Origin of the sequence: Enterococcus pallens ATCC BAA-351 (genome assembly GCF_000407485.1) — a bacterium.
Classification (GTDB): Bacteria; Bacillota; Bacilli; order Lactobacillales; family Enterococcaceae; genus Enterococcus_A; species Enterococcus_A pallens.
The window spans coordinates 234,249-250,145 of the sequence record NZ_ASWD01000003.1 but is presented as its reverse complement, the minus strand read 5'-3'; the positions used below and the strand labels follow the sequence as shown (position 1 = coordinate 250,145).

11 protein-coding genes and 1 tRNA gene are annotated in these 15,897 nt (G+C 40.4%); 11 read left to right on the top strand and 1 reads right to left on the bottom strand.

All coding sequences use genetic code 11. The features are described from left to right. Window positions 1-45 precede the first annotated feature (45 nt). From I588_RS13740 to I588_RS13710, 7 genes are all read left to right on the top strand, one after another. Entirely contained in the window at window positions 46-2,484 is a 2,439-nt protein-coding gene (locus I588_RS13740) for a glycogen/starch/alpha-glucan phosphorylase (protein ID WP_010759351.1), read from the top strand. After that, window positions 2,465-4,306 carry a glycoside hydrolase family 13 protein gene (locus tag I588_RS13735; RefSeq protein ID WP_010759350.1) on the top strand — a complete coding sequence of 614 codons (1,842 nt, stop codon included), beginning with the start codon at window positions 2,465-2,467 and terminating at the stop codon, window positions 4,304-4,306. The genes I588_RS13740 and I588_RS13735 overlap by 20 nt, the downstream gene beginning before the upstream one ends. 90 nt (window positions 4,307-4,396) lie before the next feature. After that, on the top strand, window positions 4,397-5,026 hold the full coding sequence (locus I588_RS13730; RefSeq protein ID WP_010759349.1) for a hypothetical protein: 630 nt from the start codon (window positions 4,397-4,399) through the stop codon (window positions 5,024-5,026). Between the two features lie 42 nt (window positions 5,027-5,068). Beyond that, entirely contained in the window at window positions 5,069-5,257 is a 189-nt protein-coding gene (locus I588_RS13725) for a hypothetical protein (protein ID WP_010759348.1), read from the top strand. Between the two features lie 45 nt (window positions 5,258-5,302). Then, a tRNA-Leu gene (locus tag I588_RS13720) sits at window positions 5,303-5,386 on the top strand. A 756-nt stretch (window positions 5,387-6,142) separates the two neighbouring features. Continuing rightward, window positions 6,143-7,345 carry a peptidoglycan amidohydrolase family protein gene (locus tag I588_RS27900; RefSeq protein ID WP_051130117.1) on the top strand — a complete coding sequence of 401 codons (1,203 nt, stop codon included), beginning with the start codon at window positions 6,143-6,145 and terminating at the stop codon, window positions 7,343-7,345. Between the two features lie 206 nt (window positions 7,346-7,551). Next, a complete protein-coding gene (locus tag I588_RS13710; protein ID WP_010759346.1) occupies window positions 7,552-7,926 on the top strand; it encodes a YxeA family protein in 375 nt (124 codons plus the stop codon). 292 nt (window positions 7,927-8,218) lie between these two features. Here I588_RS13710 and I588_RS13705 read toward each other — a convergent pair whose 3' ends face one another. After that, window positions 8,219-9,208, bottom strand: coding sequence for a hypothetical protein (locus I588_RS13705; RefSeq protein ID WP_010759345.1), 990 nt, complete (start codon window positions 9,206-9,208; stop codon window positions 8,219-8,221). A gap of 468 nt (window positions 9,209-9,676) precedes the next feature. On the opposite strand from I588_RS13705, the gene I588_RS13700 reads away from it, so the two are divergent. The 4 genes from I588_RS13700 to I588_RS13685 all read left to right on the top strand — a co-directional run bounded on the left by I588_RS13700 (window position 9,677) and on the right by I588_RS13685 (window position 15,890). Next, the gene (locus tag I588_RS13700) at window positions 9,677-10,504 is read left to right on the top strand and encodes a helix-turn-helix domain-containing protein (RefSeq protein ID WP_010759344.1); all 828 of its coding nucleotides are present in this window, start codon (window positions 9,677-9,679) and stop codon (window positions 10,502-10,504) included. Window positions 10,505-10,580: 76 nt separating this feature from the next. Beyond that, a complete protein-coding gene (nagA, locus tag I588_RS13695; protein WP_010759343.1) occupies window positions 10,581-11,729 on the top strand; it encodes an N-acetylglucosamine-6-phosphate deacetylase in 1,149 nt (382 codons plus the stop codon). Between the two features lie 117 nt (window positions 11,730-11,846). Next, entirely contained in the window at window positions 11,847-12,548 is a 702-nt protein-coding gene (locus tag I588_RS13690) for an ABC transporter ATP-binding protein (RefSeq protein WP_010759342.1), read from the top strand. A 12-nt stretch (window positions 12,549-12,560) separates the two neighbouring features. Then, window positions 12,561-15,890, top strand: a complete 3,330-nt coding sequence (locus tag I588_RS13685; protein ID WP_010759341.1) for an ABC transporter permease — start codon at window positions 12,561-12,563, stop codon at window positions 15,888-15,890. Window positions 15,891-15,897 lie beyond the last annotated feature (7 nt).

Sequence of the window (15,897 nt, the reverse complement as noted above, 5' to 3'; positions counted from 1 at the left end):
CAGGTGATTTTTCGAATGTTTCTTAGTCATAAAGGAGAAAAGTAAGTGGATAAAAAGGAATTCAAACAGCAGTTTAAAAAGAGGTTGGCTGAAAAGTTTGCGATGGAAGTAAAGGATGCTTCAGCTACCGAATTGTACCAAACTTTAGGGTCGATTATGACCGCTCATTACTCACAGGATTGGCGACAAACCTGGCAGGATTACCGAGATCAGCAGCAAAAACAGGCCTACTATTTTTCAATTGAATTTTTACCAGGGAAAATGCTGAAAAGCAATTTATTAAATATGGGCTGGCTGGAAATGATTGAGGAAGCGTTGCAGGAAATGGGAATTTCCTTGGATGAGCTGGCAGAGGTGGAACCCGATATGGCGTTAGGAAATGGCGGGTTAGGTCGTTTGGCCTCTTGCTTCATGGACTCGATTGCTTCTTGCGGATTACCCGGCAACGGCAATGGAATTCGTTATGAATATGGTTTGTTTAAGCAGCGTTTTGTTGATGGCTATCAAGTAGAATTACCAGATGAATGGCTGCAAAAAGGCAATATTTGGGAAATTCGAAAAGAAAGCAAGGCTGTTGATGTGCATTTTGGCGGCAATGTTTATTTACAAGAGGATGCCAATGGGCTATTGAAGCCCGTCTATGAAAATGGCTATACTGTGCGTGCTGTTCCTTATGATACGGGTATGGTGGGCTATCAAAACAATATTGTTAACACAATGCGTTTATGGAGTGTTGAAATTCCTGCTGAAGAAGAAGATCGTTACCGTAGTATTGAAGATCGCCGCATGATTGAGGACTTAACCTCGGTTCTGTATCCGGATGATTCCAATGAGGCCGGCAGAAAATTGCGCTTGTCACAGGAATATTTCTTCGTTTCGGCTGGAGTTCAAAGCATTTTACGCTATTATAAGCAATTAGGTTTTTCATATGATCAAATTAATCAGTACATTGCGATTCACATTAACGATACACATCCAGCTATGTGTGTCGCAGAATTTATGCGCTTGTTAGTGGATGAAGAAGGCTTGCCGTGGGAGAAGGCTTGGAATTTAACGGTTAAGGTAATGAGCTATACTAACCATACAATTATGGCCGAAGCCTTGGAAAAATGGTCGATTCCGATGATGAAAGAGGTTTGTCCGCGAATTTACCAAATCATTGAGGAAATTGATCGTCGATTTGTTAATGAAATGACTGGTGTACAGCCAGCAGACTTGGTTGAACGTACTCGCATTATTCAGCATGGCCAAATTCACATGGCTCATTTAGCTATTATCGGTTCTCATTCAACTAATGGGGTAGCTAAGTTGCATTCTGATTTGCTGAAAAGTGTCGTCCTGCATGATTTTTACGTGCTGTATCCGACACGCTTCAATAATAAAACTAACGGGATTGCTCAAAGACGCTGGTCACAATTAGCAAACCGCAGCATGACGAAGGTATTAAATGATACAATTGGGAATTCTTGGAACAGCGATCCTAAAGATATTCGTTTGTTGCTGAATTATGTGGAAGACGATCAGGTGTTGGATGCTTTAGCTGATGCCAAGCATGAAAATAAAGTGAAATTGGCTGAATACATTAAACGAGTAAAAGGCATTGAGGTTTCTCCAGAAGCGATTTTTGATGTTCAAATCAAGCGTCTGCATGCCTACAAACGTCAATTGCTGAACCTGCTGCACATTGTAAAGCTGTATTTTGATTTGAAGGAAAATCCTAATTTGCCGATCCATCCAAGAGTCTTTATCTTTGGAGCTAAAGCGGCACCAAGCTATCACTATGCCAAATCAGTTATTAAGGCGATCAATGAAGCAGCTAATTTAATTAACAATGACAAATCGATTAACGACAAGCTGAAAATAGTCTTTTTGGAGAATTACAATGTGACCTTAGCTGAACGAATTATTCCGGCTGCCGATGTGAGTGAACAAATCTCCCTAGCTTCAAAGGAAGCATCTGGTACTTCCAATATGAAGCTGATGCTGAACGGAGCCGTAACAGTGGCAACCTTAGACGGAGCCAATATTGAAATTCGCGATGCTGTTGGAGATGAAAACATTGCTATTTTTGGACTGACTGAAACGGAAGTTTATCGCTATTATCAAGAGCACAATTACAATTCGGCGGAGCTTTATCACAATGACCCGGTAATCCATAAGGTTTTAAATGCGTTCGTGGATGGAACCATTCCGAATATTGCCGTGGAAGGTCAAGAAATTCTCGACTCTTTGATTAAATACAATGATGAATTCTTTGTTCTACGTGATTTCGCTGCGTATTGTGATGCCCAAGAATCGATTAATGAAGCTTATCAAGATCGTCGCCGCTGGAAGCAAATTAGTTTGCTGAATATTGCTAATGCTGGGCGTTTCTCTTCGGATGAAACAGTGAAGCGTTATGCGGAAGATATTTGGCAAATTGAACCCGTTTTTGCTCATAACAGCGAAAGAGGAGCGAATCAACATGGCGCATATCTACTATAATTCATGGCTGGAACGCTATAAGTTTCCCTTTGGTGCAGTAAAGGAAGGAAAGCGAGTGGATTTTTGGATCTCGGTTCCTTCCGAGTTGGAAACCACTGTCTTTTTTGTGGTTCGTAAAGAGGGAAGCACTGTTGGCAAAATCAGTTTCCCTATGAACCAGGTAGAAGAAGACCGCTACCATTATCAATACAAGGTTGACCAGGGTAGCGGATTGTATTTCTACTATTTTAAAATTGTTCATTTTTGTCCAGACGGCAGTAAGCGAACCCTTTTTTATGGCTTTGATGGACAAGGAGGCGAGGGTAAGATTGCTCATCAGGAATCTGAGGTGGGCTCTTACCAGCTGACGTGCTTTGAGAAGGCGGAGATTGCTCCTAGCTGGTATCGTGAAGCCGTCTTTTATCAAATTTTTCCGGATCGTTTTGCGAATGGGAATCCTCATGGTGAAATTTCTTCGCCCAAGAAAAATTCCTTTATTTATGCCACGGAAGAAGACGAACCAATGTACATTCGCAATAAGGAACAAGAAGTAGTTCGTTGGGATTTCTTTGGTGGAAACTTAAAGGGGATTACTCAAAAAATTCCTTATCTTCAGGACTTAGGGATTACTGCCCTTTATTTGAATCCGATTTTTGAAGCCTGCAGCAACCATCGCTATGATACTAATGATTATTTTGCGATTGATCCGGTTTTAGGAAGTGAAGAGGATTTTGTAGAAATGCTGACGGCGTTGCATGAGGCGGGGATTTCAGTGATTTTAGATGGTGTCTTTTCTCATGTCGGTCGCAACAGCCGTTACTTTAATCAGGCAGGGCTGTATGGAGAGGATGTGGGCGCTGCCCGCAATCCGGAAAGTCCTTATTATCCTTGGTTTAAATTTAAAAAATATCCCAGTGATTACGAAGCCTGGTGGGGAGTCGCTGATCTTCCCGAGGTGAATAAGGATGATAAAAGCTTCCAGGAATTTATTTATGGCGATGTGGAAAGTGTCTTAGCTAAGTGGACCACTCTGGGCATCGATGGCTGGCGCCTAGATGTGGCAGACGAACTGACGGACGAATTTATTGGCGGTATCCGTAAGCATTTACTAGGTTATCAGGATAAAATCCTCATCGGTGAAGTCTGGGAGGATGCCTCCAATAAAATTGCTTATGATCAAAGGCGGAAGTATGTGTTTGGTGACCATTTGCAGAGTGTCATGAATTATCCGCTGCGCCAGCAAATCATGGATATTCTGAATCAGACCCGTTCCTTTGAAAAAATTTGCCAAGAAATGATTCGTTATCAGGAAAATTATCCAGAAGATTTCTATTACAATCAGCTGAATAATATTGGCACCCACGACACGGAGCGGATATTAACGATGCTGGAAGGCTCTGTTGATAAATTGGCTCATGCTTGGGGACTATTGTTTATGATGCCGGGAATTCCATGTGTTTACTATGGTGATGAAGCTGGGTTAACTGGTGGCAAGGATCCAGAGAATCGTAAGTTCTTTCCTTGGAATAAGATTAATCAAAGCATCTATACTTCCTGCCAGACCTGGACCTATCGTCGTAAAAAGCATGGTTCCATGAAATATGGCGAATTTTTTCCGGTGTATTCGCTGGAGAATGATGTCTTCGGTATTATTAGATATGATGCAGAAGAATATACGATTTATTTGCTGAATGTGTCTGATCAACCCCATAAGATTCGCATTGAAGAATTGGCTAGTCCTCGTCAGTATCGTGGTGATTATGCTATTTTAGAGGAGTTAATCGAAGGTATTGAACTGGTGCCGCAGCAGGAATATTTTACAACTAAATCTTTGATAGATTAAAAAATTCGGTAAAGTCTTTTGTCAATTGCTAAGCTTTTTTTCGCCGTTTGTGCTAAACTAATAAGAAATCAGAAAACGAGGATGGTTTTTATGGAAAATCGACCATTTGGTGGAAGACGCGCACGTTTTCCTGCTTATGACGATGAAACAGGTGTAAAATTAAATCAGGGCAACCAACGGGTATTGTTTGATGGACATGATGATTTTATCACGGACTATAAATTGGATGCAAAAGAGGTATTGGAACGGGCGAATCGCCACAATTCACGTACCCGCAGAGTACAAGTGGATGAAAAGCCGCGGGAGGAACTAGAACGACATCGGATTAATCTGCCAACGTATGAAACGCGGGCTCGCGAACAAAAGCGCGCACCTCGTTCATTATTTGCAGACTCTAAACCTGTTACCGATAGCAACAAGAAGGTCAGTTTTCGCGAGGAGACACGAAATGCCACGCCCTTCAAACCCAAACACGTACCCAAATCGCTGATTCCTGATGAACCAGAGGATGCGATCCCATTACAGGAACTCTATACCAGTATCCGTAATTCAAAGCAGTCCTACTTGTTGTTTGACACAGGTGAAAAGGCGCCGCAGCAGCCGTCTATTCAAACAAAAGACGCAAAGCAAAGACACTCGTCTCGTTTAGACCGCTCGCTACAGGGAATTATGACAGACGATACCCGAATTTTAGAAAACAGCAAATATTTCCATGAATAAGGAGGATACCTTGTATCTTCCTATTCTTTTGAGGTGAAGACGTTGAATAATCCATTTGAAGAAAAAATTGAACAATTACGTAATGGCGACATCGAAAAAATTGAAGTGACTAAAGAAGACTTTTTCATGTTTCGTGAGGCATGGATTAAGCAAGAGGACAAAAAATATTTTCGTGGGATTGCTGGCTTAAATGGCAGTATCACCTATGTCTACGACACAACGACCGTTTAGATATTGACATTTTTTACGATTATCGCTATGATGAATCAAGGTTTCGCGGAAGTGATGGAATGGCAGACATGCAAGATTGAGGGTCTTGTGAGCGCAAGGCTCGTGTGGGTTCAAATCCCATCTTCCGCATAATTAGAAAAGATCAACAAACATTGGTGTAACAGTGTTTGTTGATCTTTTTTTGTTATTCATACTATGAAAATCACTAGAAGTTTGTATTTATGTATTACTTAAAAATTTATTTAAGGTTTTTTTCGTTGATTCCATTTTTTCTTTTGGAAGTTCATGGATAACTGCTTTAGCAGCTAGCTAATTATATTCACTATTTCAATACAGTTTTTATAAGTAATTTTTCCTTTTTTCTATATTCGTTCATGGGTCAGTAGAATCTTTTGTATCACATTTTAAAGATGCAGCAAATATAAGAGGAGATGGGAACAAGATTACTATAGACTATATTTTCATTTAGCTTACTCCAATAATTGCTCAACATGCAAAATTATCATGCGATTTATCAAATGTTTTTACACGTAACCATCATTTTTTTGTAGTAAATTGGGAAAAATTTAATAGACGTTCCTTTGACTAAAACACTATTATACATTCAAATATGAATATAAATTTTTATGAACAAGTTTAAATTGATCTGTTTGAGAGATACTATCTTATTCCCCTTGATTTTTAGTAAGTGTCCATATGACGCTCATTTCTGCTAAATAAACTCAGTAGCCGCACCACAAGTATAGGAATTTTAGTAATAAAAATTCCATTTTGTACAATTAAGTCTAAGTTTGGTCTTTTTAGATCAACAATCTGGAATATACTTAATACACGGACATATGTTCCCCATGGACGCATGGGAAATTTAGAAAAGGGGTGATTTTATTGGGAAGTATAGATGCTTTAGTCAACTGGTTTAAGTTGAATGAGGGAAGAGTGACTTATGCTATGGTTCGACCATGGGGAGGTGGTAATCCTCCGCAATATGATTGTTCGGCTGCAGTAATTACTGCCTTACGTGCTGGAGGATTTATTGATAATTCAGGAGGTAATTATGGCAATACATCAACACTACAGCTTAATACTATGCCAAAAATTGCTAGACAAATTAGTCGTGGAGAGTGTAGACGAGGAGACATCTTCCTAGCAAATCCAACAGACCCTAATGGAGCATACTCACATACGGGGATTTTTTTGGATAATAACACTATAATACATTGTAATTATGGAGCGGGAACTATTAGTACAACCCCAGCCAACGGATATATGGGAAGTCAACCCCATTATTATTGGAGACTTAATAATGGAACTAGTGGCGGCGATGGATTTTATACTCTGGGTCCTATTGTAAATTCAGGACACAGTATTTCACAGGACAATATTCAAAAAGTCATTAATTATTCTCAACAATATAATTTGAAACCAAGTTTTTTGATTGCCCAGCTATTTATTGAAAGTCATTGGGGGAACTCGAATGTAGGAAGAAATGATAAAAACTGGTCTGGTATCTCTGAACCTTTTAAAGCGCCAGCTGATTTAGGAATCAACATGACAAGAGGGAGTGCAAGACTTGAAGGTGGGTATTATGTTCGATTTGCCACGTTAAATGATTTCTTTAGTGCCTATACATTTGTATTATCTAAACGAAATGGCTTATATAATGTCGAAGGAACTACTTCAATTGAGGATTATTGTCGAGGTTTATTCAAAGTTCATGGTGCGAAGGCAGATTTTGCAAGCATAGGATATCAGTCTTATCGCACTTTGCTTGTGTCAACCTATAACACTATAAATAGTCAAAACCCAGGAAAATTAGAAGCTATAGATTCAGCAAATTTTGATAATGGAAGCTATTCAACAGAAGGAGAGATTGAAATGAAATGTTTATACCAAGTTGATGGAAAAGATGCAGTTTTCTATTTTGATGGTAAAGAAGTACGAGCGTTAACTCATGGTGATGAAATGAAAGTCCTACAAGATATTTATTATGCTAATAACGGAAAAGCTTTACCGTTCTTCAACTGGACAAGTTCTTGTCCATGGCATTGGAGATTAAAGGGTATCTTGGAACGCAAAAAAGAGTATTAATAATCAAGCCCAGCCAATCTGGCTGGGTATTTTTACAGTACTTTTTTATTTCTGATTCACGGTAAATGTATTGTGACTTTTTAAATTTGGAGGAGGTTAATCTTTCCCAAGTGACAAAACTGTTAGCTGGAAATACAACTTGGGACTGACCTGCTCTGCTCTTCCTTTCGGTATGCTTAATTCTAGAAAAGAAAGGAAGATGTTCATTGAGTATCATTAGAAAAATTGTTTTACTAGTTTTGGCAGGAGGGATCGTTTTATTCGGCAGTACCTTTTTTACCAGAAATTCCTCCAGTGAAATTGCTGGAATCATGGATCAGCTGAATCCATTGGTGCAGGAAGGAACGCTGTATGTTAAAACGGAGAAACCCCAAAGTGTTAACGAGTATGGGACAGCAGCTTATCAACAGACTGCCTCAGATGAAAACGGCAAGACACGACCAGTCGCTTTCAATGGCTTGAGCGAATTGAAAGTAGATCGTTATTTGAAATTAACCAATAAGGGTGCCCATATCGAAAACTATGAAGAGGTCACTAGAGATCAGGTTCCTGAAAAAGCTCTTCAACAAATTGATAAATAGGTATTGGTGGACTTGTAAACTAAATTGTTTAAAAGCCTTGAGCACTTATTTAAAGTTATGAGCATTCCAAAGAAACCTTGATGCATAAGTTTTCTTTGATTAATAGACAGCGTCAGCTATATCCCTTTTGATGTGCATTTTCATCCAGAATGTGTGTCAAAGGGGATTTTTTGGCTTAATATAATTACTAAGTCATCTCAAAATCTTTTGTTAAGCAACTCAAAAAAGCTTAAGTATTATTTACTAGGATAGTCAATAACGGAACTCGCGAAAGACCTCTTACAGAGTTCAGCTACTTCCGCCTATTCCGCTTGCGATTCTTTTTCTTGCCGGAACCCTTTCGCAGGGCCTTTTCTATCTTCAAGTTCTTCTCATTTTTTTTCTTTTTACCGGAGGCAGTTAAGTTTTTCCAGCTGGGCATGTGATCAGTTGGTGTCTTGCCGGTCTTCTTCTTCGACTGGGACGTTTGCTTCGACTGATTGATAGGCGGCTGGACGGACGTAGTTGGTTGATCATCTATTGTCTTTTCTTCATCACGATCATTTGGCACAGACTTTTCAGCTGATTGTTTATTAGTCGAAGCTTTTTCTGGTTGGTTTTGAACTGCTTCTTTTGGTTTGTGGAAAGGGTCCTTCTCGTCGCGGGTGTCAAAATCACGAAAGCGTTCATCGATGGCAAAATACATCCAAACAACTTCCGTAAACTGGCGCAGACCGTCCTTTTGGAAAATAGTTAACTCGCCAAAGATATTTAACAGATCAATGCGCTCCTTAGTGGTTAAGCAAGTAACAACATTGCCTAGACTCCAGTTGTGCAGTTTATTGTTTCCATCTAAAAATGATGCCTTCAAGTTTAGTTTTCTTTCTCCCGTTTGCACACCAGAAGTAAGTGCAGGACGCAAAGGAGCAATATGTGAACGAGCTTCCTCGGTAAGTTGGCTGTATTCTTTTTCGTCTTTATATAAATGGCTGATAACGGTGCTCCACTCTTCTCGTGTAAAATAATCATCAAAGTAAATGCAGAGATGACGCACAGAAGCTGGAACTTCTCCATCCAAAAACAGCTTGCGAATCAAGTTCTTAGACAAATAAGAAAAATCACCCACGTAAAAAGCATTGCGAACCATAACCGCTACCGCTGCTTGAATTAGCTGTGCTACATTTTCTGAATGATGTGTGGCTTCTTTTTTTGAAGCTTGATAGGCTTGCTCAAATTTTAGTTCAAGATTCTCCCGTTTTCGAGTACTAAAGATTGTTCTTTTTTGAAGTTCAATTCCTGCCATGTTCCTAACCCCTTTTCATTTTTAGTATATGGATTCGTTTTTTTAACAATATTTTTGGTATATTCATTGTTCCGTTCCATTTTCGTAATACGCTTTCATTTATAGAATAAATAATTGTTGCACAAAAATCAAGAGGGTAATTTTCTTTTTCTTCAAAAAATTAGAAGAAACTAAAGGGAATCCTTTGTATATAACAAGATTTGAAGAGGTGGCTACTATTTCTTTTTTTTCTGACAAATAAAGTTACACAAAAAAGAAACTTTTCTTTGCGTATCGACAAAAAAATTTACTTCTCGTTCCAAAAGGGGGAAGATTCATCTTAAAAATCATTGTGTTGAGAGAGTAATTTTCCATTAGGAGCTGGATTTTCTAACTGTTTAATTGTCTAGCAATTGGTTGCTCTAGCTACTTCATTAGGCTACAATAGGATAGAAAATGTGAATATGCATATTTTGGAGGAAATCGGACATGGAATCCATTGGACAGGTCTTAAAAGACTTCCGTAAAGAACATGGAATGACACAAAAAGATTTATCACGGGACATTTGTTCACAAAGTGTGTTAAGTCGAATCGAGAACAATGAGGAAATTCCCAATATTCTGGTGATGCAACAGCTTTGCCAACGTTTAGGAATTACAATTGATCAGCTGATGGTGGATTTTTTACCAAAGGAGCTGCTGCTGCGGAAGTATTTTCAAAAGATGTATTTTCTGATGCGTCATCAGCGTTTTGCTGAAATTCAGGCAATTGTGAATTACTTGGAGGATAAGCGGCGGATTGTTTTAGATAAAGATCTGCAGCAGTTTTATTATTTCAAGGCGGTTTGTGCCTTTTATTTAGACAGCAATCCCAAACATGCGCTAGAAAATACTAAAAAAGGCTTGGACATCTTAGTCTCGAAGAAATACCAAGGGTACTTTGACAGTAAGATTTTATTAATGGCTTTTGCTGCTAAGATGAATAATCAACTGGACAAAGATGAGGAAGCACGCAGGCTTTACACTAAGAGTATTGAACTGTTTGAGACTACGATGTGTGATTACACTGAAAAGATTGAATTAAGTGAGTTATTCTTGGATTATGCGTTGTTTTTATTAGAGTATAATGAGTTTCAGCAGGCTGAAAGAATCATCGACTTGGGGCTGCGTTGGAACCAGCAGCAGTCCAGCTGTTATAAATTGAATGAGCTGTTCACCTTAAAAATGACGGTTTTAAAAATGATTGGTGAAGACAAGAAGGCTCAGCAGTATCGTGAGTGGTTAAATGCCACGACCAAATTACGAGATTTCTTTTAAATGGTCTACACCATTCTTGACAGATTGACTGATCAGGAGTACCTTTAAAGTATCAAGTAAGAAGGAGCGCTTAAGGATGAAAACATTTATTTATGCGGACAAATTCTTTTTGAAATCCGGCGTAAAAGAAGCAGGTTATTTAGAAATCACAGATGGAATTTTTGGTGATTATACGAAAGAATTGCCTGATTCAGAAGCAAACGTAATTGACCAAACTGGCAAATGGATTGCACCAGGACTTGTAGATACTCATATACACGGCTTTAAAAATCATGACGTAATGGACAATGATGCAGAAGGCTTGAAGGTAATGTCTGAAGGACTTCTTTCCTGTGGCGTAACTAGTTTCTTACCGACAACATTAACTTCTACTAAGGAACGTTTAAAGGATGTTGCAGAAACTATCGGAAAAACGTATCAGGAAGTACCCGGGGCAAAAATTCAAGGAATCTATTTTGAAGGACCTTTCTTTACTGAAGAACATAAAGGGGCGCAAAACCCAAGTTATTTTGGTGATCCAGATGTAGATACCTTTAACGAATGGCAAGAAGCATCTGGCGGTTTAATTAAAAAAATTGCCTTGGCACCTGAACGTAAAGGTGTAGAGGAGTTTGTCAAAACCGTGACAGATGAAGGTGTTGTGGTCGCTTTAGGACATTCAAATGCTACTTTGGAAGAAGCACAATCGGCAGTTGAAGCAGGCGCAAGTGTTTTCGTTCATGCTTATAACGGAATGCGCGGATTAAATCATCGTGAACCTGGAATGGTTGGTGCATTGCTGTCATTGCAGCATGTTTTCTCTGAGTTGATTTGTGATGGACACCATGTCCATCCCCAAGCAGCTGAAATTTTAATGGAAAAAGCTGGACATGATCATGTGGCATTAATCACTGACTGCATGATGGCAGGTGGTATGCCAGACGGTAATTATAATCTAGGGGAATTTCCAGTTGTTGTAAAAGAAGGCACAGCTCGTTTGGAATCCGGTAATTTGGCTGGAAGTATCTTGAAGCTGAAGGAAGCCATCAAAAATGTCGTTGACTGGAACATTGCGACACCTGAAGAAGCAATCATGATGGCAACTTATGTACCAGCTGTCAGCTGTAAGATTGACGACCGCTGCGGCATGATCGCAAAAGGCAGAGCTGCTGATTTCATCGTGTTGCAACCAAACATGGAATTAGAAGCAACTTATTTAGACGGTGTAGAACGCTACCATAGTTAAAAACAAATGCTCGATCTGAAAGGGTCGAGTTTTTTTATGACCTTGTAGAGCCTATTCGGGTTCGCGAGGTCTTTTTTGTTTCCTTATGGTAGACTAATAAGGAGGAGGCGACAGGACATGGGGTATATTGAAGTAATTAATGAAACCAAACGTTATAAGATGGGAGAAACGGTGATTCATGCCAATGACAAAATTACCTTCACTATCGAAAAGGGTGAGATTGCGGTGATTTTAGGGCCTAGTGGTGCTGGAAAATCAACCGTTTTGAATATTTTAGGGGGCATGGACAGCTGCGATGAAGGCCAAGTAATTGTGGATGGTACGGATATAGCGGCGTTTAACAATAAAGAATTAACTACGTATCGCCGCAATGACGTGGGCTTTGTTTTTCAGTTTTATAATTTGGTGCCGAATTTAACGGCTAAGGAAAACGTTGAGCTGGCCTCACAAATTGTTTCTGATGCTTTAGATCCAGCTGAAGTACTGCGTTCTGTAGGGCTAGAAGGTCGGATGGATAATTTCCCAGCACAGCTTTCTGGTGGCGAGCAGCAGCGGGTGACAATTGCTAGAGCCTTGGCAAAACGACCGAAGCTGTTATTGTGTGATGAACCAACTGGGGCGTTGGACTTTGAAACAGGCAAACAAATACTGAAGATTTTACAAGATACCGCTCGAAATTATGGTACAACGGTGGTAATTATTACGCACAATTCAGCAATTGCTCCGATGGCTAACCGTATTATTCGAATTAATGACGCCAAGGTCCGCAGCCAGGAGCTGAATGATAAACCTCTTTCGATCGATGAGATTCAGTGGTAAGGAGACGATAAGATGAATAAAGTTTTATGGCGGACCAGCCTGCGGGAAATTCTTGGTTCCAAAACGCGTTTTTTATCGATTTTAGGAATTGTTTTTCTAGGGGTAGCTTTTTTTGTTGGCTTAAGCGCTACCGGACCGGATATGGTTCAAACCGCCGATGATTATTATCAGAAGCAGCAATTGGCAGATGCTCAAATTTTCACACCATTAGGGATGAGTGAGGCGTCTCTTGAAGATGTGAGGGACATGGATCAGGTGGCTTATGCCGAGGGACGTTATTTTCAAGATATTTTTCTGGCGGACAAGGACCAGACAATCCGACTTTACAGCTATGATCAGGATCAGAAACTGAATCGTGTAAAAGTGGTCAAAGGACGGTTGCCAAAAAATGATCAGGAAATTGCTTTGGACGAAATTGCAGAGACCAATCATTCTTATCAAACAGGGGATAACTTTGTAATTGACGGTCACGAGGATTCTTTTGTTAACAAAGAATTGACTGTAGTCGGTTTTGTGGAGAGTCCCCAGTATATTGAAAATTTTTCGCGGGGCAATACGACTGTCGGCAAAGGAATGATTGATTTCTTTGCGATTATGTCGCCGAAAAACTTTAAGCAGTCGGTTTTTTCAGAGGTGCTGGTGCAGTATAAAAACCTAAAAGGTGTTACTGCTTATTCGGATACCTACAAGGATCGCTGGGAAAGCAATCAGGAAAAAACTGAAGATAGCTTAAAAGATGATGGTGCAAAACGGCTGCAGGAACTAAAGGAAAGCAACCAAAAGCAGATCGATGAAGCTAAAGCTCAGCTGGAGGCAGGGAAAACTGAAGCTGCGCAACAGACCCAGCAGCTAAGTGAAGCTCAAAAGCGTTTAGAAACCGGTAAAAAGGAATATGCTGCTAGTCAGCAGGAATTTGAGGCTAAAAGTCAAGAGGCGCAGGCCCAAATCGATGAGCGGGAAAATCTTTTAGCGCCGCAGCAGCAAGCGTTAACTGATCAAAAAGAAGAGCTCGGCAAGCTGAAAAATCTAGCAGAACGGAAAAAGCAAGCTACTGAACAAACGGATGCGTTAAAAGCACAACGAGATCAGGCTGCATCAGAAATGAATCAGCTGACGACTGCCAAAAGTCAGCTGGAGCAAATTCGTGATCGGGCAGCCCAAGGAACTATGGAACAGCTGCAGAGTATCGCTCAACAGTTGGACGCTCAAAAATTCGGCGACGTCCTTCAGGCAGTTCAGCAGCAAAATGCGCAGCAGGCTCAAACAACTGCTAACCAGCATTTAACAGACATCAACACTGAAATTCAGCAGCTGCAGCCCAAGGTAACCCAACTGGAAGCCCAATGGACAGAAAATCAACAAATTTTGGCTGCCGAACTTCCTACCCCTGAGGAACTGAGGGAACATCAAGCACAAATTGATGAGCTGGAACAGTGGCTGGCCACTGGTACCCAACAGCTAGAAGCAGCTAAAACAGAACTGGCAGCTAGTCAGAAACAGGGACAAGAACAGCTAGAACAGGCTAAGCAGCAGCTGGATCAGGCACAGAAAACCTATGATGAAGGTCAAAAGGCTTTGGAGACTGCCAATTCAGACACTTTAGCGAAGGCGCAAAAGGAAATCGCAGAAAAAGAAGCAGCGTTAGCTCAGCTTGACCAGTTGGAGTACACAGTGCAAGGACGCAATGATAATCCTGGCTATAAGGAATACCAAGACAATGCGGATCGAATTTCTTCTTTAGCGACGGTATTCCCGCTGATTTTCTTCCTAATCGCGGCCCTGGTTACTTTAACCACGATGACTCGAATGGTGGAGGAGAAGCGAGGCGAGCTGGGAACCTTCAAGGCCTTAGGATATTGGAATCGAGAAATTTCCTTGAAATTTATTTTGTATGCAGCTCTAGCTGGTGGCATCGGTGGATTAGCAGGTTTGTCAGTAGGTTTTTATTTGCTGCCGACGATTATTTTTAATGCCTACGGTCAGCTTTACAATTTAAACCAGGTGGTTACGCCTTGGTATCTTAGTTATGCAGTTGCTGCTATGCTGGTAGCTTTACTTTGTTCAGTTGGCACGGCATTGTTTGTTCTGCGCTATGATTTGAAGGCAACCCCGGCAACGCTAATGCAGCCGCGGGCACCGAAAAAGGGTAAACGAATTTGGCTGGAACGAGTAACTCCGCTGTGGTCGCGTTTAACTTTTATCCAAAAGGTCACGATGCGGAATTTATTCCGCTACAAGCAGCGGATGCTGATGACGATTTTAGGTATTGCTGGCTGTATGTCAATGCTGATTACTGGCTTTGGCTTGCGGGATTCCATTGGAGATATTGTACCGATTCAGTTTGACAATATTTTGCAGTATCAAGGAACGGTGGTCTTTAGTGATCCGTTGTCTCAGCGAGAAAAAACTGATTATCAGCAGGAGCTGGATAAGCTTTCAAGTTTTAAGGATCATCTAGGTATGTCTACTGAGATGTTTACTGCTGAAACTGGCGAAGTGAACCAGCAGGAAATTTCTCTGCATGTGCCAGAAGACAGCAAAAAGCTGGATTCCTTCATTTCCTTTAATGATCGCACCAGTCAGAAAACCTATCAGCTGACAGATCAGGGCGTCATCATTAATGAAAAACTGGCCGAGCTGTTTGAGCTGAAGCCAGGTGATAACTTAACGATTAAGGCTACAGATGGGGAAAAGTATAAGGTGAAAATTGCTCATATCGCAGAAAATTACGTGGGACATTTTATTTATATGACACCAAAGTATTACGATCAACTCTTTAACCGAGTACCAGATTACAATACCGATCTTCTGCTGTTTGACAAACAGCCAAGCAGCAGTCAGGAAAACACGATTGGCCAGCAGCTAATGGGACGTGACAAGGTAATCAGTGTGGCCTTCCTGTCAGAATCACGAAATGCCTTGAAGGATACAGTGGAAAGTCTGAACGTCATTATGTGGGTGCTGATCGTATCGGCAGGCTTATTGGCCTTTATCGTGCTGTATAACCTGACCAATATCAATATCTCTGAGCGAATCCGCGAACTGTCGACGATTAAAGTATTAGGTTTTTACAACAAAGAGGTTGTAGCTTATGTTTATCGGGAAAATGTTTTGCTGACGTTAATAGGAATCTTTGCCGGGATGTTCTTAGGAAAAATCGAACATCGCTACATTCTAAAAACCGTCGAGCTGGATGTCACGATGTTCTCACCAGATATACAGCCGGTGAGTTATCTTTATTCAGCATTGATTACGTTATTCTTTGCTTTAATTGTTGGAATTTTGATGTACTTCAAGTTGAAAAAAATCAATATGATTGAAGCCTTGAAGGCAAACGAATAGTATTTGA

Bases quoted from the DNA above. Each gene is read 5' to 3' on its own strand.
- I588_RS13735 (WP_010759350.1), top strand. From the start codon at position 2,465: ATGGCGCATATCTACTATAATTCATGGCTGGAACGCTATAAGTTTCCC.
- I588_RS13730 (WP_010759349.1), top strand. From the start codon at position 4,397: ATGGAAAATCGACCATTTGGTGGAAGACGCGCACGTTTTCCTGCTTAT.
- I588_RS13705 (WP_010759345.1), bottom strand. From the start codon at position 9,208: ATGGCAGGAATTGAACTTCAAAAAAGAACAATCTTTAGTACTCGAAAA.
- I588_RS13700 (WP_010759344.1), top strand. From the start codon at position 9,677: ATGGAATCCATTGGACAGGTCTTAAAAGACTTCCGTAAAGAACATGGA.
- nagA (WP_010759343.1), top strand. From the start codon at position 10,581: ATGAAAACATTTATTTATGCGGACAAATTCTTTTTGAAATCCGGCGTA.
- I588_RS13690 (WP_010759342.1), top strand. From the start codon at position 11,847: ATGGGGTATATTGAAGTAATTAATGAAACCAAACGTTATAAGATGGGA.
- I588_RS13685 (WP_010759341.1), top strand. From the start codon at position 12,561: ATGAATAAAGTTTTATGGCGGACCAGCCTGCGGGAAATTCTTGGTTCC.